The sequence below is a fragment of the Sphingomonas sp. LaA6.9 genome, assembly GCF_022601895.1.
GTDB lineage: Bacteria > Pseudomonadota > Alphaproteobacteria > Sphingomonadales > Sphingomonadaceae > Sphingobium_A.
This window is the reverse complement of the sequence record NZ_JAKVIO010000016.1, coordinates 61394-84990: the sequence shown is the minus strand read 5'-3', so window position 1 is coordinate 84990 and position 23597 is coordinate 61394. Positions and strand designations below refer to the sequence as shown.

Here is a 23597-nt window from a genome sequence, read left to right as displayed (position 1 = left end):
CGCTACAGCGCATATGGGTAGCGCGCGGCCGGTCAGCTTCGCTCCCACCGAGCTACACCATCATCAGGGACACGACCGGAGGGCGCGCTGGCAATGCGCGGCGGTGATTTATCGGCTCGGCGCGATCAGGATCGGGCTGTGGAGAATTGGAGGAACGAAGGCGGCTCAGGTGCCGGGAGTTCGCCATGACCATATCTACCCGACGGTCGTCAGTGACTTTCACTCGGCCATTCCTGCTCAAGCCCTTGACGGAACCTCATCCCCCGGGAACGTTCGACGTGGAAACCGATGAAATGGCGCTGGACGTCAATGACCGTCTCGCCTTTCGCCGGGTCGACACACGTATTACGCTGCACCAGGGAACGAGTTCGAGCACTTACTCGATCGATCCGGCGGATCTGAACGCGGCCCTTGCGCGTGACCGCGGTGCGAGATGAGAATTTGCTTCGTGCCCGTATGGATTGCTGGTTCTGCTAGCGGTGACGCTGATCCTCAGCGCAATCACCTTTTCGATACCCAGGACCACCATGCTCGAAGGGGCGGTCCATCTTTCGCTGTTCTTCGTCTTCCTCGTCCTCATATTCAGCCCCCGATTGCCCGAAACCCTGTGAGGTCTTCGTAAGTGCGATCCTCATTCCAAAATCGAACTGCGGGAGCGTTGCAAACCGACGCAATCAGTCCGTTTTCAAGACACCGATCCTTTCTGCGGTTGTCCGCTCTCGCGGAGACCAATCACGGTTGATTTCGAGATGAATGAGGCGTCGCAGTCCTTGCCCGTCAGCGAGCAAGCTGCAGCGCAGATGAAGCGCTATGGGATCACACGCATTCCAACAGATTTTTCGAGCATGGCGGTTATCGTTCCACGAAGCTGAGCGATGCTGTCGCCCAGGCGGCGCGCAGCGAGACTGCGGCGGCACGGCACTGACACCTCGCCTCTGTCGAAACCCTGGCAGGATTCACGATCGGCAGTCGGACCCGTTCTCGAGACTGCTGATCCTTGCCGCGTCCACACCAGACGGCGATTTCGGTGCGTGACCGGCCCAACCATGCTATTGTCCGTCATCACTGGACTTCGACTCCAAGCATCTCGTGACAGAGAGACGACCGCGCTCCCGCTTGCAATGAGGGAGATCGGCATGGACATCATATCCCAACGAAGCTCAAAGACGCCGCGTCAGCGCACTGAGCCGGGCCACATCCTGAATATCGATGCCAAAGAGCGGCCGCAGCAAGTGCGACGCCTGGCGTTTCGCCGCAACGCCGAGATCGCCAAATTGGGGGAGGATGAGCTAGTGCGGCAGGGACGGATCGTCGGGCGGGCAATGCATTGGCTCGGCAACGGTCCGGACGTCCTCGCGTTTCTCAATCAGCATAATCGGAACCTCAATGCGCGGCCGATCGATATGGCGATTGCCAGCGTGGCGGGCTTCGACGCGGTGGAAACGGTCCTTTCCGCCATCGCGCCATGCCCGCGTAAGAAATGAGCGGACGCCTTCCGGCCGCCCCGCTGAGTGATCGCGAAATCCAGTTGCTGAGCTTTGCATCTCAGGGCCTGTCGGCAAAGGAAATCGCTCGAGAGCTGATGACCACGCCGCGCATCGTCGATCAGCATTTCGAGAACCTGATAGCGAAGACGGGCGCACGCAACCGCACGCATTTGATGGTGCGCGCATTTCAATGTGGATATTTTGACCTGTAGTTAGCCATCCAGGCCGACCGCCCATTGGCGCAGCGTTGGAGAGGTCGGTTGTGCTGGTCGCGCTCCTGCGCAGTTCGCTTTGGTGATCGAACGCACCAAGCCTGCCACCGGCGCAACATTCCAAGGGACGCAGATGCCCTCGGCGCGATAGAGCGTGATACATCAATCGCATAACGCCACAGCCCGCGCCTGTATTCTACATCGGGCACGACGCGCGATTAATCTGCGATAGAGCGCGCGCGCCTGTCGTCCGCCAACTGAGCCTCGCGCCTTGCGGCATCGGCGTGCGCCTTTTTCGCGCTTGCGACATTGTCGGTGCGAAGCTGCTCGGCATTCATCCTGGTCATCGCGCGTGCGACCCGCACTTCCTCCGCCGCGGTTGGCGGCGGCGACCGGTCGCAACCCGCGAGGACCGCAATAGTTACAAGCAAAGCTGCCGCGCGGCGCACTTTGGTCACTTTGTGACGCCATGAGCGGCCCTTTGGCATAGCTCTCTCAGATGGTGGACGATTGTCGGGCCGAGCAGATGGGCTTCGACAGCTTCATGATGTTCGTGGTTCAACTGCTGGCGAATGTCCTGAACGCTCGCGCAGGTGCCGGACCGCGCCAGCTGATAGGCACGCTCGATGGTGGTCGGTCGGTGCATCTCGTCACCTCATTACAGACGGAATGGATGTCGGGACGGCGGCCACCGGCCGCCGTCTCCTTGCTTCACTCGCTTGTCGCCCAAGATTTAGCGGCAGCGGACATTGCTGCGTTCGATCTCGCGGCCGACGAGCGCGCCGCCCGCAGCGCCGATGACCGTGCCGAGCGTCTTGCTGTCGCCGCGCACGATCGTGTTGCCGGCCAGACCGCCAGCAGCGCCGCCGATGATGAGGCCGGTAGTACCGTCGGGACGGCGACAATAATAGCGCCCGTTCTGGCCACGATAGACGCGGTCGTCATAGGCGAGCGTACGGGTCTGGTAATAATTGCCGCTGCGATAATAGCGGCCGGCGTCATAATCATTTCTTCCGGGCTCGTAGCGATCCCAGTCGTAATTGCTGTACCGGTGCCAGCCGCGCGCGTTGCGATTTGCCTCGCGCATGTTGCGGTCGTATTCGCGCCGCGCTTCGCGGGCCTCGCGGGGATTGTCGGCGTCGCGCATGTCCTCGGCATATTCCCTTTCGGCCCAGCTCACGTCCTTGCGAAATTCCTGTTCGGTGTGATTGGTCCGGGCCAGCGTGGGCGCGGCGGGGATGGTGACGGCCAGCACGGTGGCGGCCAAAATCATCATTTTCATTCGTTTTGCTCCTGATCCTTAATAGGATCGTATGAAGAACGCTGGCTAATAAAATAAAGTTTCGTTCAATAAAAATAAAGTTCTGCTCATGAAACGTATAAGAAAAAATGCAAATATTAAACAGTTGTCATACGCATGAATATTATTGTTAATTTTGGAAAGTGTGTGAATTGCGACGAAATTTGTGCTACGCTCGCCAAGCGAGCACTGACGGGCCCGATTCGAAGGCCGCGTGATCCCGCCGCTATCTACCGGGTATGGCTTTCGCTCCGCGAGCCTCCGGTCCCGAGGGTCCAGTCATGGATATCCGCACGCCCGTTCATCCCGAAGCCGCAAACAGCCTCATGCTGGCGGTGATCGCCTCCTCCTACGCGCCGGTCCTGCTTCTCGATGGCGATCTCACCGTCATTGCGGCGAGCACGTCGTTCTCGCGTGCATTTCAGATCGAGCCGGCCACCGTGCCAGGCCGTCCGCTGGCGGGGTTGGGAGCGGGCGAATGGGATGTGCCCCAGCTCGGCTCGCTGCTCAGGGCCACCGCCTCGGGGCATGCGGAAATCGACGCCTATGAGATGGACCTCACGCGCGCGGGTCAGGACGCTCGCCATCTGGTGCTCAGCGCCCAGAAGCTCGACCATTTCGACGGGGATACCGTGCGGCTGCTTCTGACCATATCCGATGTTACCGATGCCCGGCTCCACGAGAAGCTCAAGGATGACTTGCTGCGGGAAAAGGCGATCCTGCTCCAGGAACTTCAGCACCGCGTCGCCAATAGTCTTCAGATCATCGCCAGCGTGCTGATGCAAAGCGCGCGCAGGGTGACGTCGGACGAGACGCGTGGTCACCTTCATGACGCGCACAACCGGGTCATGTCGGTCGCCGCCGTTCAGCGGCAACTCGCGGCTTCCAAACTCGGCGATGTTCACTTGCGCGCCTATTTCACGGAATTGTGCGAGAGCATTCGCGCATCGATGATCCGCGACCACAATCAGCTTTCACTGGAGGTGAGCGCTGACGAAAGCGTCACCAGCGCGGATGTCTCGGTGAGCCTTGGACTGGTCGTCACCGAGCTCGTGATCAACGCCTTGAAGCACGCTTTTCCGGGGTATCGTCAGGGCAAGATCACCGTCGACTATCAGTCTCGTGGTGCCGAATGGACATTGTCGGTAACCGACAACGGCGTCGGGATGCCTGTGGATCTCGAGCGGGGCAAGCCCGGCCTCGGTACCAGTATCGTCGAGGCTATCGCAAAGCAGCTGGACGCCCGCGTCCGTATCGCCGATGCAAATCCGGGAACTGCGGTCTCGATCGTCCATGCATAGCCGATCGTGGCGGCCACCGGCTCCAAATCCTCGCCGCCGAATCTGGTTCAGTTGCCCGGCTTTGAAACGCCACATTATGTGGAGATGCGCCGGCCGTCGGCGTCATCAAACTCGAGCGCATCATCGAGCCGTCCCTCTCGGAGCGGGGAATCCTGATTAAACAGGCCCGTTGCAGCGTTCTATCCTGCGCAGATCCCGTGCAACGCGCCGCATGGACACCAGGTGCAAATCGTCCAGTTGATGAGGCGATCACCATTCAGCTTTCGTCGTCCGAGTTTGAACGGCACCGGGTGAACGAGTGGTGGTTCATCGGGTTGACCCGCTATGCGTGTTGCTCATCGATCGGTGATCCAGGAAGAAACGCAGCATCTCGCGCGAAGCATCGGGGCCGGTCGGGTCGGTGTACGAGCCCAAGTTGTTCCCGCCGGACCAGGCATGCCCGGCGCCGTGGATTGTCCATTGCTCGATCAGTACCTGACCCTTGTCATCAACACTTTTGTCGCATGTATATCCGCGGCCTCCGGCGCTGCGGCCGGTCTCGGTGCGGGTTTGGAGAAATCCCCCGGCTGCGGCGTAAGCGGCCGCGATTATCTGACGGCTATTGATCTGGTGCACGGTGGTATCACGATCGCCGTGGAAGGTAATGACCGGCACGAAACGGCTACCGTTCGTGGTGGAGCCCGCGCTGCCGCCGCTTCGCATGGCCGCCAGGGCGCTCGGCAGGTCGCGCGCAGCTCCGCAGGCCAGCCCGGAATGGATGCCAATTGCGGCGTAAAGATCGGGATAGGCAGCCCCCATGATCGCAGCCGCTGCGCCACCTGCCGACAATCCCGCGACGTAGACGCGGGCGGCGTCCGCGCGCTGGTCGGCGATCACCTGGCGCGTGATTCCGGCGATGAGTGCCGGCTCGCCGCGATCACGCCGTTGATCGCCCGGCTTGAACCAGTTCCAGCATTTTTGCGCGTTCCGGCCCCTGGTTTGGCTGGGGTAGGCCACCAGGAAGCCGAACTCGTCGGCGAGCCGGTTCATGTCGGTCCCGCGCGCGAAGTCCTCCGGAGATTGCGTGCAGCCGTGCAGCATGACAACGAGCGGCATCCCGGCAGTGGCGCCATGGGGAATGTAGAGCCGATATGCCAAACTGCCTGCCGCGCCGCTGTAGTTTTGTTCGTTGAATGTGCCGGCAGCGCCTGGTGGCACGGTGCTGTGCAATACGCGCACCTCCCGCGGCACCGCGCGCTCTGGTGACGAAACCATCACGCGACAAGGCTTCAGGTCGATGATGTCGCACGACGCGGCGGTCGGCGGCGAGGGGTCTGCCTGCGCCCCACCTGCGAGCGTCGATTGGATGAGCGCCGTCGCCTCAGCGAGGTTGCCCGCACGGGTCAAGCGCAGCGCCTCGGCCATGGCGGGATGGAGTGTCATCGTCATTCAGGTGTTCCTTTGGGGCAGGAGTGGGACGATAGATCAGGTAATGCGGCCCGCCAGCGCGGCCTTGACTGGAGCGCTGGCATGGAGTGCGCCCAATACCGTAAGCGAACGGATCGCCGCGCTGGCCAGATCGGGCGAGACATCGGCGGCAATCGTCGCGAGTCCGAGCACACGGATGTCGAGCATGTCGCCCGCCGCGACCACCTCTTCCAGCTGCGCGCGGGTGTAGTGGCTGATGCCGAGATCGAGCTGCTTGCGGATTACTGACTTCCGGGAGGCTTCGCCGTGCCGCTCCAGCTGGTTGCGGATTGCGGTGCGGATGAAGTCGGTGCGGTTGGAGTAAAAGCCGTCGCGGACAAGCAGGTCGATATGGCCGAGATCGACAAAGCCCAGATTGATCGTGATTTTCTCGCTGTCCGCCTTCGGCCTGAGCTCGTGAACCTTTGCAGACATGTTGCGTCTCCACCATCCATGTGGATGGTATAGGGATGTTGACGGCGACGTTCAAGGCGCTCAAGCGGCAGATGGCCATCATTTCACAATCGCGATTGCTCCGCCCTTTTTGGGCGAAGGCTAAGCCGCTGACGGTGAGCTCTTGGCGGGTTAACATCGCAAAGCATGGATCGCCGCGAACGTGACGCGGCTGGCTTGCGGTTTGGAGTGAGCATAGCAACGCTGTTCGGGCCGCCAGGCCCTATGCAGACCTGAATTTTCCGGGTTTGACGAAAGCTATTTTCGCCGTCAGCTGAGAGAAATGGCCCGATCCGCCACGAAATCATATTGATGCATATCAATAGCCGCGATTGTTTGGGGTCATTGTGATCCTCGGCGCGTTCTCTCCCATGTAAGGGCCGCCGCGGTGGCGTTCCAAACGCCCCGGAGACAATTCATGTCCGCCACGGAAACCCAATCCAAACCCTCCTCAAAATCCGGTTCGAAGGCCGGGCACAAGACGGCTCCCGACGGCGCCAAACCCGCCGATGCAATCAAGCTGCTCAAGGGCGATCACAAGGAAGTGAAAGGCTACTTCGCCGATTATGAGAAACTGAAAGACGACGCCGAAAAGCAGGCGCTGGCAGACAAGATCTGTCTCGCGCTGACCGTCCATGCCCAGATAGAGGAAGAAATTTACTACCCCGCCGCCCGCGCGGAGATCGATGACGACGATCTGCTCGACGAGGCCGAGGTGGAGCATGCCAGTGCCAAGCAGCTGATCGCCGAAATCCGGGCGATGAAGGCGGGGGACCGGCTGTTCGACGCCAAGGTCACGGTACTCGGTGAGTACATCAATCACCACGTCGAGGAGGAGGAAAGCGAGATGTTTCCCGAGAGCCGCGAGAGCGACCTCGATCTCAAAGCGCTTGGTGCCGAATTGGCGAAGCGCAAGGCCGAACTCATGGCCGAAGCGGGGCTCTAGGGATTTTGGCGAACCGGTCATGCGATCCAGGGGCGGGCTGGTTCTCGTACAGCAGGCCTGGGCACATGTTGCCCAGGCCGGGCGAAAGCGTAACCGGACTTCTTCAGTTCAACCACGACGGCTATTTTCCTGTTGGGCGCTGCCGATGACCCGCATTCCTTATGGCCTTCAGCCGCTGACAAGTCCGGGTATCGCGAGCGCGGAGGGCGGGTTGGTGGTGCTGGACGGGCCAGACGGCGTCGCGATAACAATGACGCCCGATGCCGCCGCCCGGACAGGTCACAGTCTGATCACCGCTGCAGTAATTGCCGAACAATATTGTGCTGAGCGGAAGCCCGATGCTTGACCCTTGGCTTGAGTGAGCAGTTTGTCGGGGCGCATAGGGCCGGCACTGCTGAGGGGGTAATTCACGTCGCAGCGCCTGACACCCCTGCTCGATGATCCAGGCCGGCTATGTGATGCGAGGATCGGCACTGATGGGGACAGCGCTGCTTGTCGGCCAGCCGTGCTTAAGTTCGCCCGGCCCAACCTTGCCTTCAAGCTCCTGTTGTCGCTGCGCCGCCAGTTGCTTTTTCAGTTCGAGCCCGAGCGCACGAGTTCCCAGGAAAATCCACTGATTGGCCGATACCAGGAATTTCCTGCGAACTTCGGGAAGGGGCTCCGCTTGGGCTCGGCACATGCATTCGTGCGCCATCGCCAGGCAATTCTCAGTTTTGCTCACCGCAGTCATGATGCGCACTCCTCAGCGCGTAGCATGCCAAGCCCATAATTTTCCTTTTGGCGGCGAAATTCATCGGCGGCGATCTGATATTGACTCGCGAAGTTCAGATGAACCCTCGCGACGGTCCGGTCGCTGGCTTGCGTGGCAGCGCTGATGCACTCGTGCATACGCCGTTCAAAATAGTCGCCATTGTTGGTCGTGCCCATGTCCGAGCTCCGTTCCTACAAGCGGCAGTGTTTGCTGTCAGTCAGCGCTGTGCTTGAATGCCCCTGGCGCCAATGTCTCGTTGTGGACCTAAAACGATCTGCGCGCCACTACAATCAGAGGCGCTGTGCCAGCTTCCGCAGCGATTTCGGCTGGCGCAACCAATCCGGACCGCTACGGCCGTCCATGACAATTTCGCGCAGCTTGGGTATCTGCCGATGAACTGATACGCTCCGACAATGGCAAGATTCGCAGTATTCGAGCTGGATAACGGTGAGCAGGTCGCGGTAAATGCGGACAATGTTCAATATGTTCGACCGTATCGGGCATCCGACAAACCGACTTCACGAATCCACTTCACCGAAATCGAGACGCTAACCGTGGTCGGAACAGTCCAGCAAACTGTCGCTAAACTAGAATCCCGGACCTAGCCGAGCGACGGCGGCAATTCGCCGATGTGCGGCCGGATGCATTGCACGGGCGCGAGGAGCGGGCGCACCGCCATATGAGCGAACGACCGGCTCCTTTCTGCTCGGAAAGCGCGTCCTGTCCGGGCATGTCCGGTCAGGAGCGTGCTCGTCGCGGATATGAACGCCTGCCAACATGTACGACTATTGCCGTCAGTGGCTGCCTCTGATGTCCCGGGAGCAGAAGCGCTGTCGGTCAAATTCGCGCGACTCCGGCGTGCCGTTGACATATTGTAGAAAGTATACTTTTGTCTGAGTAATGCGAGGCGCCGGTTTTCCGGCTTTCGCGATGCACGGACAAGGGAGTTGTGCGGTATGAAAAAAGGGATGTCTGGTCGTTGCCAACGGCTTGCCGTGATGATGGCGCCACTCGGACTTCTGATCGCGGCGCCGGTCATGCAGGGCAATGCGACGCCCGCCGATCAGGCCGCCTCGCCGACCGCGTCTCCCCTGCGCTTCGAAACCGCGCAATTCACAGTTTCGCTCGACCCGATGTCCCAGACGCTGGTTTCGCTTGTGCCCAAGGGCGGCGATGGCGTCGACTTCGCACCGTCCGATCGTGCCGCACAGCGCCTGGGTGATGGCTATTACAATGTCGGAGATATCGACCTGCGCGTCCGCTTCGCGGGGGAGACGGAATGGCGCGACTATTCGACCGCTGCGCGGCGCGCACCCGTCCGTGCACTGGCGGCAGGCGGCAACGTGCTTGCCGCGGCCGATCTGGGCGGCGATCTCGGCACAGGGGTCGGGCTTCGTGTCGAGCGGCGCTGGATCGTCGAGGACGGCAAGCTCGCGCTGCGCTTTCGCCTGACCAACACGCGCGACCGGGCGATCGAGATGGGCGGTCTCGGCATCCCGATGGTGTTCAACAACATCATCACCGATCGCTCGCTTGAGGAGGCGCACGCAAAGGCGAGTTTTGCGGACCCCTATATCGGGCGTGACGCAGGCTATGTTCAGGTAACGCGGCTGAACGGCAAGGGGCCCGCGCTGCTCGTGCTGCCGGATGGCCGCACGCCGCTCGAGGCGTGGAAGCCCATCCTCGATCAGAAGAATGCGGATGGCAGCATCAAGCCCTTCAATGACCCGACCAAACGCGGAATCACCTTCGAGGGGTTTCACCAGTGGATGGTGGCAAGCAAGGGCTTTGCCGAGACCGAATGGAAGGGCGTCGAGCAGTGGAATGCGCCGAGCTCGTTCACGCTGGTGCCCGGCGAAACGCGCGAGATCGGCGTGCGCTTCGCAACCGCGCCCGCGATCCGCAAGATCGAGGACACGCTCACCGCAGAGGGGCGTCCGGTGGCGGTCGGCATTCCCGGCTATGTGCTGCCGACCGACCTGCCCGGCGATCTCTTCCTGAAAGCCCGATCGGCGGTGAAGGCGATCACCGTCAGCCCGGCGGGCGCGATCGACGTGACGCGCGCGGGATCGGCCAAAGGCTGGGCGCGCTATCGCCTCAAGGGCAATGCCTGGGGGCGGGCGCGCATCGAAGTCGCCTATGCCGACGGCAGCGTGCAGGCGGTCCATTATTTCGTGACCAAGCCGAGCGCCACCGCGGTTTCGGATCTCGGCCGCTTCCTGTTCGACAAGCATTGGTACGACAATCCCGCCGACGCATTCGGCCGCTCGCCATCGCTGATGAGCTACGACCGCGACGCCAACCAGATGGTGCTGCAGGAAGACCGCGTCTGGATGGCGGGCCTCAGCGACGAGGGCGGGGCGGGCGCATGGCTTGCGGGCATCATGAAGCAGCTCGGCCAGCCCGATGCGGTCGAGGTCGTGAAGTTCGAGCGCTTCGTCACCGAGACGCTCGACGGGCGGCTTCAGGTGAACGAGGGCAAGGACAGGTTCGGGGTCCGCAAGAGCCTGTTCTACTACGATCCCAAGGCCAGGCCCGGCTTCGCCTATGATCCCGCGACCGACTGGAAGCTCTGGTCGGCATGGGACAAAAAGGGCGCGGATTCGGTCGGCCGTTCCTTCAATTATGTCCATGTGGCGGCGGCGCAATGGGTGCTGTACCGCCTCGCACGCTATCATGAGGGGCTGGTCAAGGCGCATGACTGGCGCTGGTATCTGAACCGTGCCTACGAAACCTCGATGGCGATGGTCCGCCTCGCGCCGCACTATGCGCAATATGGCCAGATGGAGGGCGACGTTTTCGTCGACATCCTCGACGATCTGAAGCGCGAAGGTCTGGATGCCGAGGCGCGCGCGCTCGAGGCGGTGATGCAGGGCCGCGCCGAGCGTTGGCGGAGCGAGGACTTCCCGTTCGGGAGCGAGATGCCGTGGGATTCGACGGGGCAGGAAGAGGTCTATGCCTGGATGCGCTACTTCGGCGACGACGAGAAGGCCGACCTGACCCGCGAGGTGATCCTTGGCTATGACCCGACGATCCCGCACTGGGGCTATAATGGCAGTGCGCGCCGCTACTGGGATTTCCAATATGCGGGCAAGGTCAAGCGGATCGAGCGCCAGCTCCACCATTATGGTTCGGCCAACAACGCGATCCCGCTCTTCGACAGCTATCGCCGCGATCCCAAGGACATCCATCTGCTGCGCGTCGCCTATGGCGGGCTGATGGGGACGACGACCAATATCGATCAGGATGGCTTCGGCTCCGCGGCCTTCCATTCCTTTCCCGACATGATGCGCTTCGACGCCTATAACGGCGACTATGGCATGGGCTTTTTCGGCCATGTCTGGGAGACCGCGTCCTATCTCGTGGATCATCCGACCTTCGGCTGGATCGGCTTTGGCGGCGAGGTCGCGTCGAAGGGGGGCTCCGTCAGCATCGTGCCGAAGGACAGCTTCCGCTCGCGCGTCTTCGTCGCGCCCGCGGGCCTCTGGCTGACGCTCGACGCCGGGCGCTTCGAGCGCGTCGACTATGATCCGAAGACGAAACGCGTGCGCGTGACGCTGGCGCCAGCCGATGCGCACACGCCGCGCGCGTGGCTCAATGTCGAGACGACGGTGGCGGGCAAGGCGCGCTATCGTGCGGGAGCCGGCACGAGCGCCGAGCGCGGTGGCTATGCCGTGGCGCTGGGCGACAAGGCGGTGCAGGTCGAACTGAGCCCCGAATGAAAAAGGGCCCCGGCTTGCGCCGGGGCCCCTTCATACGCATCGCAACTCGAACCCGGGACCCGGTGCAAGCCGGGGTCCCTTGTGTTTCAGGCTGTGGTCGTCCTGGGCGTGAAGATCGTGACGCCGAAGACGGGGCCCGCGGTGTTGCCGGGTTCGGGCTCGAAGCGGATCTTGACCTGCTTCTTGCCCCTGGTCAGCGCCTCTGGGATTGCATATTCCACGTCGAAGAACTCGCCGGGCTTCTCGCTGTTGAGCGTCTGCGACGCGACGCGCTTGCCGTCGACGAGGATGTGGAAGAGGCGCTTGCGCTCCTCGCCCCAATAGGTTGCCTGCAGCATCAGCGGGCCGGGCTTCACCTTCATAGTGAACTCGAAGAAGCCGCCCGTGCGCGCATCGCGCCCGTTCCGTCCGCGATAGACGACGGGGTAGGAGATGTCCGACGTCAGCGCGTGATCGCGTTCGGGCTGCATTTCGCCGAGGTGCATCACATCGACCGAGCGCGCCGCCAGATCCTTCAGCCGCGCCTGTTCGGCGGCATAGGCGACCTCGGCCTTCGCCCATTCGGCATCGGTGAAGCGCCGGAAATAGACCGCGCTGCGGCGCTCATAGTTGCGGTAGAAGGGCCCGAAGCTCATGTCGCCCGGGCGCCCGATGCCCTGCGAGCGATAGGTCGCATCCGTGAGCGCTACGGGCTGGAAGCCCGCGACGATGTCGCTGCCGACGAGCGCGGGGGCTGCGGCGTCGAAGGGCGTTTCGGCCGCGCCGAGATCGGCGGCGAGCACCATCGGGCCGCGCAGTACAGCGACGACGTCGTCATTGCCCGGCGTAGCTTCGAGGCGGAGGTCGAGCGGCAGGTCGAGCGTGACGACATCGCCCGCCTTCCAGCGGCGGCGCACGACGGCATAGCCATTGCCCGTGACCGCCCCGACGGGCTTGCCGTTGACCTGGATCGACGACTGCTTCGCCCAGCCGGGAATACGCAGCGCAACCGCAAAACGCCCCGAACCCTTGAGTTCGGCGACCTTGAGCTCGACGCGACCTTCATAGGGATAGCGCGTCGCGATCTCGAAGCTCGCGCTCTGCGCCTTCCATTCGGCGCGCGAGGGGATGAAGAGATTGACGAACAGCGTGTCGTCGCCCTCCCACCAGATCGAGTCGCCGTGCTTGGCGTGGCTTTCCATGCCCGAGCAGACACAGCACCAGAAGCTGTCGAAGGGATCGGACCACTCGCGCTTCGTGCCCGACATCAGCGGCATCATATAGGTGAACATGCCGGTCCTGGGGTTCTGGTGCGCGAGGATGTGGTTGAGGTGCGCGCGCTCATAATAGTCGAACAGCGCACCCTCGGGCGCCCAGGCGAACAGGTGCCGCGTGAGCTTGAGCATGTTGTAGGTGTTGCAGGATTCGCAGGTCTGTTCGGTGATGTGATCGGCGATGCGATCGGGACCGAAGAAATATTCGCGGTCGGCATTGCCGCCGATCACATAGCTGTGATGGCCCGTCACGCGCTCCCAGAAGAAGCGCGCCGCGATCGCGCGCTCGGGGTTGCCCGTCAGCTCGTAAAGGCGCGCGAGGCCGATGAGCTTGGGCACCTGCGTGTTGGCATGGATGTTGGCGAGCTCGTCGCGCTTCGCCACCATCGGATCGAGAACCTTGTGGTGATAGAGCCGCTCTGAAAGCGCAAGCCACCGCTTGTCACTGGTGCGCGCGTAGAGCTCGGCGAAGCTCTCGTTGATGCCCCCATGCTCGCAGTCGAGCACGGTCTGGGTCTGCGCATCGTCGAGCGCGGCGAAGACCTTTTCGATATAGCCGCCGAGCGCGACCGCGACGGGCACCGCCTTGCGATTGCCCGTCAGTGCCTGTGCGTCCATGAGCCCTGCGAAGAGCTTGTGCCAGTTGTAGAAGGGGACCCAGCAGCCGTTGAGGTCGAAGCCCGCCGAGCGGATCTCACCGCGCATGATCTCGGGAAAGATCTCCTTGCCGTCGACAACCTTGCCGTCCTTGCGCTTGCGCATGAAGCCAGCGACATAGCCGTCGCCATGCGCCGACTGGCAGCGCGCGAGTTCGTCGATGATATAGTCGATGCGCTGCTTTGCCTCGGCGTCGCCCGTCTGTGCATGGAGCAGCGCGAGCGCGCTCAGATAATGGCCAAGCGCTTCGCCCGCGATCGTGTCGCTTTCCCAGCCGCCATAGATCGCGCCCTTCGTCGGGAGGCCGGCGAACTTGTGATAATTGTGGAGGAGCCGATCGGGCTCCAGCGACATGAGATAGCGTCGATTGGCCTCGACCGCGTCGAGGAAATGCGAAGGCAGCAAGCGGACGTCGGCAAGCGGCAGCGCTTTCGCCCTCGCGGGGAGGGCGGTCGCTGTCGTGGCCGCGCGCGCAATGGTCGGAACGCCAGCGATCATCGCGCTGAGCGCTACACCGTAAAGAAGCTCGCGGCGGCTGGCGCAGGGCCCGTGATCGGTCATTATAGTCCCTCCCTCGGTCAATTTGTCGGACAGTTGCATGGGCAAGTTATACGGTATACGATTGCTTTGGCAACAGTCTGGAGAAGGGCAAAGATGAGGTTCCGCACGCGCGCCATGATTACCGCAGCAATGATGGGGGCAACAGCTTCGCTTTCGGGCACCGCGACCGCTGCGGAGGCAGATGGAGCGCGCTTCAAGGCGCTGTATACGGAAGAGTGGGACTGGCGAAAGCAGCAGTTCGCTGACGACGAGGACAGTGGTCGCGAGATCAGCGCGCATCTTCCCGATGTCGGCCTGGCCGCGCAGCAAAAGCGGCTCGCCTATTGGCAGGACGTGCTGCGCCAGCTCGAAGCCATCGACGCGGCGAAGCTCTCGGCGGATGATCAGGTCAACTACCAGATCTACAAGAATCAGATCGTCGCGCTGATCGCTGAGCAGCAGTTCCGTGAATATGAGCGGCCGCTCAATTCGGACAGCAGCTTCTGGGGTAATGTCGCGGGAACCGCGCAGCGCAGCTTCCTGAAGGAAGCCGATTATCGCAACTATGTCTCCCAGCTTTCAGAGCTGCCGCGCTATTTCTCGCAGAATATCGAGAATATGCGCGCCGGCCTGAAGCGCGGCTTCACCCCGCCGCAGGTCACGCTGCAGGGGCGCGACGCGACGGTCGATTCGGTGCTGAAGCCGGGCGCCAGCGAGCAGAATCCGTTCTATGCGCCCTTCCGGAACATGCCCGCGAACATCCCCGCCGCCACGCAAGCCGAACTGCGCGCGGCCGGGATCGCCGCGATCCGTGATCATGTGATCCCTGCGCACAAGACGCTAATCACCTTCCTGCGCAACGAATATATCCCGGGCGCGCAGAAGTCGCTCGCGGCGTGGGATCTACCCGACGGCAAGGCCTATTATCAGTCGCGCATCCGCGAATTCACGACGCTCGATCTCAGCCCGGCGGAGATCCACCAGATCGGCCTTGATGAGGTGGGCAAGATCCGCGCCGAGATGCTCGAAGTGATGAAGGAAACCGACTTCAGGGGCGACCTGCCCGCCTTTCTGACCTTCCTGCGGACCGATCCTCAATTCTATGCGAAGACGCCGCAGGAGCTGCTGATGCGCGCCGCGTTCATCGCCAAGCAGTTTGATGCCAAGGTGGGAGACTGGTTCGGCCGGCTGCCTCGCCAGCGCTTCGCGATCAAGCCCGTCCCCGACGACGTCGCGCCCTATTACACGGGCGGTCGCGGTGGGCCGGGGATCTACCTCGTCAACACCTACAACCTGCCGGCGCGCCCGCTCTATTCGCTGACCGCGCTCACACTGCATGAATCGGCGCCGGGCCACGCATTCCAGATGCCGCTTGCGGGCGAGAACAAGGACCAGCCCGAATTCCGTCAGCAGACCTACATCTCCGCCTTTGGCGAGGGCTGGGCGCTTTATGCGGAAAAGCTGGGGGTCGAGATGGGGATGTACGAGACGCCCTATGACCGCTTCGGCATGCTGAGTTACCAGATGTGGCGCGCGACGCGGCTCGTCGTCGATACGGGCATCCACACCATGGGCTGGACGCGTGCACAGGCCCAGCAATATATGCTCGACAACACCGCGCTCGCGAAACACGAGATCACTACCGAGGTCGATCGCTATATCGCCTGGCCGGGGCAGGCGCTGTCCTATTATCTTGGCGAGCTCTCGATCATCGAAGCGCGTGGAAAGGCCGAGAAGGCACTTGGCGCGAAGTTCGACATCCGCGCCTTCCACGACACAGTGCTCCAGCTCGGCTCGGTGCCGCTGCCAGTGCTTCACGCGCGCGTCGATCGCTTCATCGCGGAGGGCGGCAAGGGGCCGTATCCCGATGATGAGTGACGCATTCGTTCAAATGTCGCTCGACGAGGCGCGTGACTTCGCGCGCAACGTCCTTGCGCGGCACGGGCTGAAGCCGCCGCATGTCGATCCGGTCGCCGAGACGATGGTTGCGGGCGAGCGTGATGGCTGTGCCTCGCACGGCCTCTACCGCCTGCTCGTCTGCGTCCATACGCTGAAGGCGGGCAAGGTCATGCCCGACGCCGAGCCTGTCATGATGGACGCCGCGCCCGCGATGGTGCGCGTCGATGCGTGCGGGGGCTATGCGCAGGCGGCGTTCGAGCTTGGGTTGCCCCGGCTGGTTGCGCGCACGCGGCGGCTGGGGATCGCCGCGATGGCGATCAACAATTGCGTCCATTTCTCGGCGCTCTGGCCCGAGATCGAGGCGGTGACTGCGCACGGGCTGGTGGCGCTCGCCTTTACGCCGAGTCATGCCTGGGTTGCGCCGGCGGGCGGGATCAAGCCGCTGTTCGGGACCAATCCGATCGCCTTTGGCTGGCCGCGTCCCGATGGCCACCCGTTCGTCTTCGACTTCGCGACCACGGCGGTGGCGCGCGGCGAGATCGAGCTTCACCGCCGCGCGGGCAAGCCGATCCCCGAAGGATGGGGCGTCGATGGTGAGGGCAATCCGACCACCGAAGCCGAGGCAGCGCTCGCGGGTGCGATGCTGACCTTTGGCGGGCATAAGGGATCGGCGCTCTCGGCGATGGTCGAACTGATAGCAGGGCCGCTGATCGGCGACATGACCAGCGCAGAATCGCTCGCGCATGACGATGGCGCAAAGGCATCGCCCTATGGCGGCGAGCTGGTGGTCGCGATTGATCCGGCGGGCTTCCTCGGCGCTGCGGCGGCGGAGCATATGCAACGCGCCGAGGCGCTGTTCGCGGGTATGACAGAGCAGGGCGCGCGCCTGCCATCACAACGTCGTTTCGAGGCGCGCGTGAAAAGCCTTGCTGAAGGCGTCCGGATTCCGCGTGCGCTTTACGAGGATCTTAGAGCCTCGCTCGACTAGATCCACCACCCCGAGCTGGGCTCGGGGTGGATAAGCGGGGGCCTAGATCGCGTCGATCGCCGGCTGCGGGGGCGTGAACCACTCTGCCCCTTCTTCGGTGACGTAGAAATGATCCTCAAGCCGGATGCCGAAACGCCCGGGCACAACGATCATGGGCTCGTTGGAAAAGCACATGCCCGGCGCAAGCGGGGTCTTGTCGCCACGCACCAGATAGGCGGGTTCGTGAATCGAAAGCCCGATACCGTGTCCGGTGCGGTGGGGAATGCCGGGCAGCCGGTAGTCGGGCCCAAGGCCGGCACGTGTGACAAGGTCGCGTGCCGCGGCGTCGACCGCCTCGCAGAGCACGCCGGGCCGCACCGCCTCGAACGCGGCCTGCTGCGCAGCATGCTCGAGGTCCCAGATGCGGCGCTGATCGTCGGTCGCGTCACCGAAGACATAGGTTCGCGTGATGTCCGAGTGATAGCCATGGACGGTACACCCCGTGTCGATGAGGACAAGGTCGTTTTCCGCAAGCCGCTGCTCGCCGGGAATACCGTGAGGGTAGGCGGTGGCATGACCGAACTGGACGATGCAGAAGCTGCTGCCCGCGGCGCCCAGCTTGCGATGCGCCTGATCGATAAAGCGGCGCACCTCGGTGGTGGTGATGCCCGGCGCAAGGATGCGCGCTGTGGCCTTGTGAACCGCGAGCGTCATCGCCTTGGCCTGCTTCATGAGCGCAAGCTCGGCGGGTGATTTCTGCATGCGGCAGCCATGGATGATCGCGCTGCCGTCGCGGATCTCGACGGGTGCGATCGCCTGACCGAGACGATGCACCATGTCGTAGGCGAGTGCGGGATCGACCGCGAGTGCAGTAATGCCCAGGTCGCGGAGCGTCGCCGCGGTCAGCGCGAAGGGGCTTTCGTCCTCTTCCCACAGTCGCAACCCGGCGTCGATCGCAAGGTCGGCCGCGAGTGACCCCTGTTCGAAGGCTGGGCAGATCATGACGGGATCGCCGCTGACGGGCAGCAACATCGCGACCAGTCTTTCGCTGGCGCCCCAGGGCACGCCCGCGAAATAGTTGAGGCTGGCGCCCGCACCGACGATCAGCGCGTCGGCGCCGGCATCGCGCGTCAGCTTGCGTGCGCGCTCGATCCGCGCCAGCCGCTCATCGAGCGTGATCGCGGGGGCAGGGCTGGCGAAGGGCGCAAGCGCTGCGAGCTCGGCCTCGATGGTGGATCCTCCGATGGTCATGGCGTCATCTTCCTTTGGCGAAGCGTTCGATATCATAGGGGGCGAGGTCGAGCGGCGCAGGAGCGCCCGTCGCCATCGCCGCCACGAGCCCGGCGGTGATCGGTGCGAGCGTCAGGCCGAGATGCTGGTGCCCGAAGGCATAGAGCAGGTTCGCCGCGCGGCGGCTGCGCCCGATCGCGGGGATATAGTCGGGCAGCGTCGGGCGCGCGCCCATCCATTCGACGGCATCGGCGCCGATCGGCAGGCCGAGCGCGCTGACATGCGTGCGCAGCCTTTGCCATTTGCGCGGGTCGGGGGGGCTGTCGACATCCCCGAGCTCGACAAAGCTTGCCGCGCGCAGACCGTCATCGAAGCGCGTGACGATCATCGAGCGATCCTCGAACACCAAGGGCGGCAGGTCCGGCCAGTCACTCCGGCGCGCATGGAGGTGATAGCCGCGCTCGGCGATGATCGGCGCATGCACCCCGATGCTGCGCATGAGCGCGCCCGACCGGACTCCCGCGCTCACCACGACGAGATCGGCCGTCACCTGTTCGCCGCCCTCAAGCACGGCGCGTGCGGTGTCGTCCTCGACTGCGAGCGCCGTTACGCGCGCAGTGCGGATCGTGCCGCCCGCGCTGCAAAGGTTCTCTTCCAGCACGCGCGCCAGCCCCTTGAGGTCGGCGACCTGCCCGGTGTTCTCGAACCGTATCCCGCCGGCGGGCGGGCGGGCGAGCAGCGACGCGAGCTGCGCGCGTTCCTCATCATCGATCGGGCGGAAGCGCGCGGTGCCCGTATCGGCACGGCGCCAGGCATCGAGCCCGGCGGCAGCGCTCGCCGCGCTTTCCCAGAGCACGTAATGCCCCGTTTCCTTCAGCCAGGATCGCTGATCCAGCGAAGCCACGAGCTCTCGCCAGGCAGGCATCGCGCCGGCGAGCAGCGGATCGAGCGCCGCGCGGCCGGCCTGCACCCTGCCGGCAGCGCCCGCCATCCGCAGCGCAAAGGGAAGCCACTTCGCCGCATCGCGAATCGGCAGCGCGAGCGCGCCTCCCGCAGAGAACAGCCGGCGGGGTGCCGAGCGGATCATCGGCCAGGACGCGAGCGGTTCGACCTGTTCGATCGCGACGTGCCCCGCATTGCCCCATGAGGCCGCGCGATGCGCGCTATCGGCTTCGATCACAGTCGCTTCGATGCCGCGCCGCGACAGCGCCATGGCGGTGCAAAGCCCTATTATTCCGCCGCCGATGACCACCGCATTTTTTGACATTACACTCTTCCGTTGCACCGATGTTGTCAGTATCGTATACCGTATAACGTTCAAGACAAGAGCTAGGGAAACTGACGGATGAAAATCGAGTGGCAGGGTGTATTTCCGGCTGCAACCACGCAATTCAAGGAAGATCTGTCGATCGACATCGCCGAGTCGCAGCGAGTCGTGGACGATCTGATCAAGGATGGCGTTGACGGGATCATCGCGATGGGCACGGTTGGCGAGAATAACTCGCTCCTGCCCGAGGAAAAGCGCACGCTGCTGAAGGCGATCTGCGAGGTGGTGGCGGGCCGCGTGCCCGTAGTGACCGGTGTGTCCGAATATGACTGCATGCGCGCGGCCGAATATGCGCGCGATGCGGAAGAGGCGGGCGCCGATGGTTTGATGCTGCTGCCCGCAATGGTCTATGTGCCGACGCAGGACGAACTCGTGCATCATTTCCGCACGGTGGCCGGCGCGACCCGCCTGCCGATCATGCTGTACAACAACCCGCCCGCCTATCGCGTCAACATCACCACCGAGGTGCTCAAGGCGATCAGCGGCGTCGAAAACATCGTCGCAGTCAAGGAATCCGCGCCGGATCCGCGCCGCTTCACCGATCTCATCAACGCGCTGGGAGACCGCTATGCGCTGTTCGCCGGGCTCGACGACGTTGCGCTCGAAGGGCTTCTGCTTGGCGCGCGTGGCTGGGTTTCGGGACTGACCAACGCTTTCCCGCAGGAATCGGTCGAGCTCGTGGCGGCGGTCAAGCGTGGCGACCTCGATACGGCGCGCGCGATCTATCGCTGGTTCATGCCGCTGCTGCACCTCGACGCCGATCACGATCTCGTCCAGTCGATCAAGCTGGCCGAGCAGATCATGGGTCGCGGTTCGGAGCGCGTCCGTCCGCCGCGCCTGCCGCTCGCAGGGGCACGCCGCGCCGAGGTGACGCGGATGGTCGAGGAGGCTGCTGCCACCCGCCCGACCGCAATCTCCGCGGCCGCCTGAGCCGATGCGGCACACCTTCTTCTGCGTCGACGGTCACACGGCGGGCAATCCCGTCCGCCTCGTGGCCGGAGGTGCGCCGCTTCTGCGCGGCGCGTCGATGTCCGAGCGGCGCCAGGACTTCCTGGCCCGCTTCGACTGGATTCGCACCGGCCTGTGTTTCGAGCCCCGCGGGCACGACATGATGTCCGGCGGCTTCCTCTACCCGCCGACGCGGGAGGACAGTGATGTCGGCATCCTGTTCATAGAGACGAGCGGCTGCCTGCCGATGTGCGGTCATGGCACGATCGGCATCGTCACCTTCGGGCTCGAGAACGGCCTGATCCAGCCTGCAATTCCGGGGAAACTGCGTGCCGAGGTCCCTGCTGGCGTGATCGAGATCGATTACACGACCGAGGGCAAGCGCGTCACTTCGGTGAAGATCACCAATGTGCCCGGCTACCTCGCCGCGCGCGACATCACGATCGAGGTGCCCGATTTCGGGCCGCTGACGCTCGACGTGTCCTATGGCGGCAACTTCTACGCGATCATCGAGCCGCAGGGCGCGTACACGGGCCTCGACGATCTGGGCGCTGCGCGCATCATCGAACTGAGCGGCAAGGTGCGCCAGCTGGTCCGCGAAAAGGTCGAGCCGGTGCACCCGATTGATCCCACGATCCGAGGCGTCAGCCATGTACTGTGGGCCGATGCGCCCAGGGGCGAGGGGGCCGACGCGCGCAACGCGGTATTCTATGGCGACCGCGCGATCGACCGTTCGCCCTGCGGAACCGGCACGTCGGCGCGCATGGCGCAGCTGGCGGCACGAGGGAGGCTCAAGCCCGGTGACCGTTTCGTCCATGAAAGCTATATCGGCAGCCATTTCATCGGCAGGGTAGAGGCGGCAGCCGAGATCGGCGGCCAGCCCGCGATCATCCCCTCGATCGAGGGCTCGGCGATCGCCACCGGCTTCAACACGATCTGGATCGACCGGGAAGATGCGTTCTGGAACGGATTTCAGGTGGTGTAAGGAAGAGATTTGTTGCCACGCCCGCCAAGCTCGTCGATCACGGACGCCGTATCCATCATAGAAACGGGGATCCGATGGACCTGATCGTACGCAATCTTTCAGAGCAGATTTTCGATCTGGTGCGCGACCGGATCGTGTCGGGATCTGTTCCGGCGAACCTGGCCATCCGTCAGGATGCGCTGGCCAACGAACTGGGTGTCAGCAAGATACCGCTCCGCGAGGCGCTGGCACGGCTTGAGCAGGAGGGGCTTCTCGTCTCGCAGCCCAATCGCGGCTTCTTCGTGCGGCCGCTGACGGGCGAGGAGGCCGAAGAAGTCTATGCGCTTCGCCTCAAGATCGAGCCCGACGCCGTCGCTGCCGCGGCGGAGTGCGCGAGCGATGCCGATCGCGAATATGCGCGCCTCGCGCTCGACTCCCTTGATCGCGCTATCGAGAAGGGCACCGACGATGTCGGGCGGCTAAATCGCGCCTTCCATCTCGCGCTGGTGGGGCCGGCGCATCAGCCGCTGACCTTCCAGATGGTCGAGCGGCTGCACATCATGGCCGAGCGCTACGTCCGCAAGCACCTGGAGCCCATGGGCCGCGATACGCGCGCCAATGAGGAACATGAAATGATGCTTGAGGCGTGGCTGTCGGGTGATGCCAGGGTCGTTGCGGAACTGACCCGGCAGCACATCGCGGCGACCCTTACGGACCTTCGCAAGCAATTCAATCAAGACGAAAAACAGTAGCAAGGAGTTGAGTATGGGGTTTTGGGGGCCGCGCAAGCCATTCGAGAACGTCACCGTCCATGAAGAGGGACGGCGCCTCGCCAAGACCCTGAGCTGGCCACATCTGATCGCGCTCGGCGTGGGCGCCATTGTCGGCACCGGCATCTATACGCTGACCGGCGTCGGCGCGGACCGTGCGGGCCCGGCGGTGATCCTGGCCTTTGCGATTGCGGGCGCGGTCTGTGCCTGTGCCGCGCTCGCCTATGCCGAAATGGCGACGCTGATGCCCGCCGCGGGCGGCGCCTATACCTATAGCTACGCCGTGCTGGGCGAGACGCTCGCCTGGGTGGTGGGCTGGAGCCTGATCCTCGAATATTCGCTCGCCTGCAGCACGGTCGCGGTCGGTTGGGCCGCCTATCTGGTCGGCTGGCTCCACTCGGCGGGAATAACGCTGCCGCCCGAGATACTTGGCGGACCCCACGCCGGCGGCTTCATCAATCTGCCCGCGGTCCTCGTCGCGCTCTCGGTCGCAGGCGCGCTGATCGTCGGCACGCGCGAGAGCGCCACCTTCAACATCGTCCTGGTGATCATCAAGCTGACTGCGCTTGCGGCCTTTGCGACCCTTGCACTGCCGGCCTTCGATAGTGCCAACATGACGCCCTTCATGCCTTATGGCTTTCTCAGCCATGTCGAGGGCGGAGAGACGCGGGGCGTGATGGCGGCCGCTGCGATCGTCTTCTTCGCCTTTTACGGTTTCGACGCGGTGGCCACCTCGGCGGAGGAAGCCAAGAACCCGGGGCGCGACCTGACCATCGGCATCATCGGGTCGATGGCCGTCTGCACGCTGATCTACATGGTCGTTGCGATCAGCGCGGTCGGTGCGGTCAACCATGTGGCGGTCGCCCAGTCGTCCGAACCGCTCGCCTTCATCCTGCGCACGCTCGGTCATCCCGCCATGGCGTGGATCGTCGCGCTTGCCGCACTGATCGCGCTGCCCTCGGTGATCCTCGTCATGATGTACGGTCAGAGCCGCATCTTCTTCGTGATGGCGCGCGACGGGTTGCTGCCACGATGGCTGAGCGCAGTGTCTCCGCGCACGGGCACGCCCGTTCGCATCACTGCGATCACGGGTATCTTCGTGGCGCTCGTCGCCGGCTTCTTCCGGCTCGACGAGATTGCTGAACTGGCCAACGCCGGCACGCTGCTTGCCTTCATCGCGACCGCCGGGTCGATGATGCTGCTCCGTCGTACCCGGCCCGACCTCAAGCGCGTGTTCAGCTGTCCCAAGCCCATGCTCGTCGGCGGGCTGGCGATCGTCGGGTGCCTCTACCTGCTGTTCAGCCTGCCCACGCTTACGATCTGGCGCTTCCTCCTGTGGAACGCGATCGGGCTCGCGCTCTACTTCGCCTATGGACGGCTTCGCAGCCGCATCCAGGCGCGCACGGTCAGCGAAGCGATCTGAC

Annotated in this window: 23 protein-coding genes; 13 read left to right on the top strand and 10 right to left on the bottom strand. The window is 63.6% G+C overall.

Going from position 1 to position 23597, the window contains the following annotated elements; all coding sequences use genetic code 11:
* The first annotated feature begins 278 nt into the window (after positions 1–278).
* The 4 genes from MKI88_RS10335 to MKI88_RS10320 all read left to right on the top strand — a co-directional run bounded on the left by MKI88_RS10335 (position 279) and on the right by MKI88_RS10320 (position 1699).
* Positions 279–437: a hypothetical protein gene (locus MKI88_RS10335; RefSeq protein WP_241631293.1), complete on the top strand. Its 159-nt coding sequence runs from the start codon at positions 279–281 to the stop codon at positions 435–437.
* A 24-nt stretch (positions 438–461) separates the two neighbouring features.
* The gene (locus tag MKI88_RS10330) at positions 462–611 is read left to right on the top strand and encodes a hypothetical protein (protein ID WP_241631292.1); all 150 of its coding nucleotides are present in this window, start codon (positions 462–464) and stop codon (positions 609–611) included.
* 525 nt (positions 612–1136) lie between these two features.
* Positions 1137–1484, top strand: a complete 348-nt coding sequence (locus tag MKI88_RS10325) for an antitoxin Xre/MbcA/ParS toxin-binding domain-containing protein (RefSeq protein ID WP_241631291.1) — start codon at positions 1137–1139, stop codon at positions 1482–1484.
* Positions 1481–1699, top strand: coding sequence for a helix-turn-helix transcriptional regulator (locus MKI88_RS10320; RefSeq protein ID WP_241631290.1), 219 nt, complete (start codon positions 1481–1483; stop codon positions 1697–1699). Before MKI88_RS10325 ends, MKI88_RS10320 begins: the two co-directional genes overlap by 4 nt.
* Positions 1700–1917: 218 nt before the next feature.
* Here MKI88_RS10320 and MKI88_RS10315 read toward each other — a convergent pair whose 3' ends face one another.
* From MKI88_RS10315 to MKI88_RS10305, 3 genes are all read right to left on the bottom strand, one after another.
* On the bottom strand, positions 1918–2157 hold the full coding sequence (locus tag MKI88_RS10315; RefSeq protein WP_241631287.1) for a hypothetical protein: 240 nt from the start codon (positions 2155–2157) through the stop codon (positions 1918–1920).
* A complete protein-coding gene (locus MKI88_RS10310) occupies positions 2154–2345 on the bottom strand; it encodes a hypothetical protein (protein WP_241631286.1) in 192 nt (63 codons plus the stop codon). The genes MKI88_RS10315 and MKI88_RS10310 overlap by 4 nt, the downstream gene beginning before the upstream one ends.
* Before the next feature lie 87 nt (positions 2346–2432).
* The gene (locus MKI88_RS10305) at positions 2433–2981 is read right to left on the bottom strand and encodes a glycine zipper 2TM domain-containing protein (RefSeq protein WP_241631285.1); all 549 of its coding nucleotides are present in this window, start codon (positions 2979–2981) and stop codon (positions 2433–2435) included.
* A gap of 299 nt (positions 2982–3280) precedes the next feature.
* Here MKI88_RS10305 and MKI88_RS10300 point away from each other — a divergent pair, with 299 nt between their 5' ends.
* Complete coding sequence (locus MKI88_RS10300) at positions 3281–4300, top strand: sensor histidine kinase (RefSeq protein ID WP_241631282.1); 1020 nt, start codon at positions 3281–3283, stop codon at positions 4298–4300.
* Between the two features lie 306 nt (positions 4301–4606).
* Here the strand turns inward: MKI88_RS10300 and MKI88_RS10295 are convergent, their stop codons facing one another.
* On the bottom strand, positions 4607–5728 hold the full coding sequence (locus MKI88_RS10295; RefSeq protein ID WP_241631280.1) for a PHB depolymerase family esterase: 1122 nt from the start codon (positions 5726–5728) through the stop codon (positions 4607–4609).
* 36 nt (positions 5729–5764) lie between these two features.
* Positions 5765–6181 carry a hypothetical protein gene (locus tag MKI88_RS10290; protein ID WP_241631279.1) on the bottom strand — a complete coding sequence of 139 codons (417 nt, stop codon included), beginning with the start codon at positions 6179–6181 and terminating at the stop codon, positions 5765–5767.
* Between the two features lie 436 nt (positions 6182–6617).
* Between MKI88_RS10290 and MKI88_RS10285 the strand changes: the two genes are divergently transcribed.
* On the top strand, positions 6618–7145 hold the full coding sequence (locus MKI88_RS10285) for a hemerythrin domain-containing protein (protein WP_241631277.1): 528 nt from the start codon (positions 6618–6620) through the stop codon (positions 7143–7145).
* A gap of 451 nt (positions 7146–7596) precedes the next feature.
* Here the strand turns inward: MKI88_RS10285 and MKI88_RS10275 are convergent, their stop codons facing one another.
* Together MKI88_RS10275 and MKI88_RS10270 are read right to left on the bottom strand one after the other, a co-directional pair.
* Complete coding sequence (locus MKI88_RS10275) at positions 7597–7875, bottom strand: hypothetical protein (RefSeq protein WP_241631273.1); 279 nt, start codon at positions 7873–7875, stop codon at positions 7597–7599.
* A complete protein-coding gene (locus MKI88_RS10270; RefSeq protein WP_241631272.1) occupies positions 7872–8072 on the bottom strand; it encodes a hypothetical protein in 201 nt (66 codons plus the stop codon). The genes MKI88_RS10275 and MKI88_RS10270 overlap by 4 nt, the downstream gene beginning before the upstream one ends.
* Before the next feature lie 822 nt (positions 8073–8894).
* Between MKI88_RS10270 and MKI88_RS10265 the strand changes: the two genes are divergently transcribed.
* The gene (locus MKI88_RS10265) at positions 8895–11618 is read left to right on the top strand and encodes a DUF5695 domain-containing protein (protein ID WP_241631271.1); all 2724 of its coding nucleotides are present in this window, start codon (positions 8895–8897) and stop codon (positions 11616–11618) included.
* Between the two features lie 86 nt (positions 11619–11704).
* Here the strand turns inward: MKI88_RS10265 and MKI88_RS10260 are convergent, their stop codons facing one another.
* On the bottom strand, positions 11705–14089 hold the full coding sequence (locus MKI88_RS10260; RefSeq protein WP_348636254.1) for a glycoside hydrolase family 127 protein: 2385 nt from the start codon (positions 14087–14089) through the stop codon (positions 11705–11707).
* Between the two features lie 93 nt (positions 14090–14182).
* Here MKI88_RS10260 and MKI88_RS10255 point away from each other — a divergent pair, with 93 nt between their 5' ends.
* Entirely contained in the window at positions 14183–15946 is a 1764-nt protein-coding gene (locus MKI88_RS10255; protein ID WP_241631269.1) for a DUF885 family protein, read from the top strand.
* Positions 15939–16955: an Ldh family oxidoreductase gene (locus tag MKI88_RS10250; protein WP_241631298.1), complete on the top strand. Its 1017-nt coding sequence runs from the start codon at positions 15939–15941 to the stop codon at positions 16953–16955. The genes MKI88_RS10255 and MKI88_RS10250 overlap by 8 nt, the downstream gene beginning before the upstream one ends.
* A 42-nt stretch (positions 16956–16997) precedes the next feature.
* Here MKI88_RS10250 and MKI88_RS10245 read toward each other — a convergent pair whose 3' ends face one another.
* The gene (locus MKI88_RS10245; protein WP_241631268.1) at positions 16998–18185 is read right to left on the bottom strand and encodes a Xaa-Pro peptidase family protein; all 1188 of its coding nucleotides are present in this window, start codon (positions 18183–18185) and stop codon (positions 16998–17000) included.
* Between the two features lie 4 nt (positions 18186–18189).
* Positions 18190–19431, bottom strand: coding sequence for an FAD-binding oxidoreductase (locus tag MKI88_RS10240; RefSeq protein WP_241631267.1), 1242 nt, complete (start codon positions 19429–19431; stop codon positions 18190–18192).
* Between the two features lie 78 nt (positions 19432–19509).
* Between MKI88_RS10240 and MKI88_RS10235 the strand changes: the two genes are divergently transcribed.
* The 4 genes from MKI88_RS10235 to MKI88_RS10220 all read left to right on the top strand — a co-directional run bounded on the left by MKI88_RS10235 (position 19510) and on the right by MKI88_RS10220 (position 23596).
* Positions 19510–20421 (top strand): dihydrodipicolinate synthase family protein, encoded by a 912-nt coding sequence (locus MKI88_RS10235; RefSeq protein ID WP_241631265.1) that lies wholly within the window; start codon positions 19510–19512, stop codon positions 20419–20421.
* 4 nt (positions 20422–20425) lie between these two features.
* Complete coding sequence (locus tag MKI88_RS10230) at positions 20426–21424, top strand: 4-hydroxyproline epimerase (RefSeq protein ID WP_241631264.1); 999 nt, start codon at positions 20426–20428, stop codon at positions 21422–21424.
* A gap of 74 nt (positions 21425–21498) precedes the next feature.
* Positions 21499–22155 (top strand): GntR family transcriptional regulator, encoded by a 657-nt coding sequence (locus MKI88_RS10225; protein ID WP_241631262.1) that lies wholly within the window; start codon positions 21499–21501, stop codon positions 22153–22155.
* 13 nt (positions 22156–22168) lie between these two features.
* A complete protein-coding gene (locus MKI88_RS10220; protein ID WP_407073334.1) occupies positions 22169–23596 on the top strand; it encodes an amino acid permease in 1428 nt (475 codons plus the stop codon).
* Position 23597: the final 1 nt, after the last annotated feature.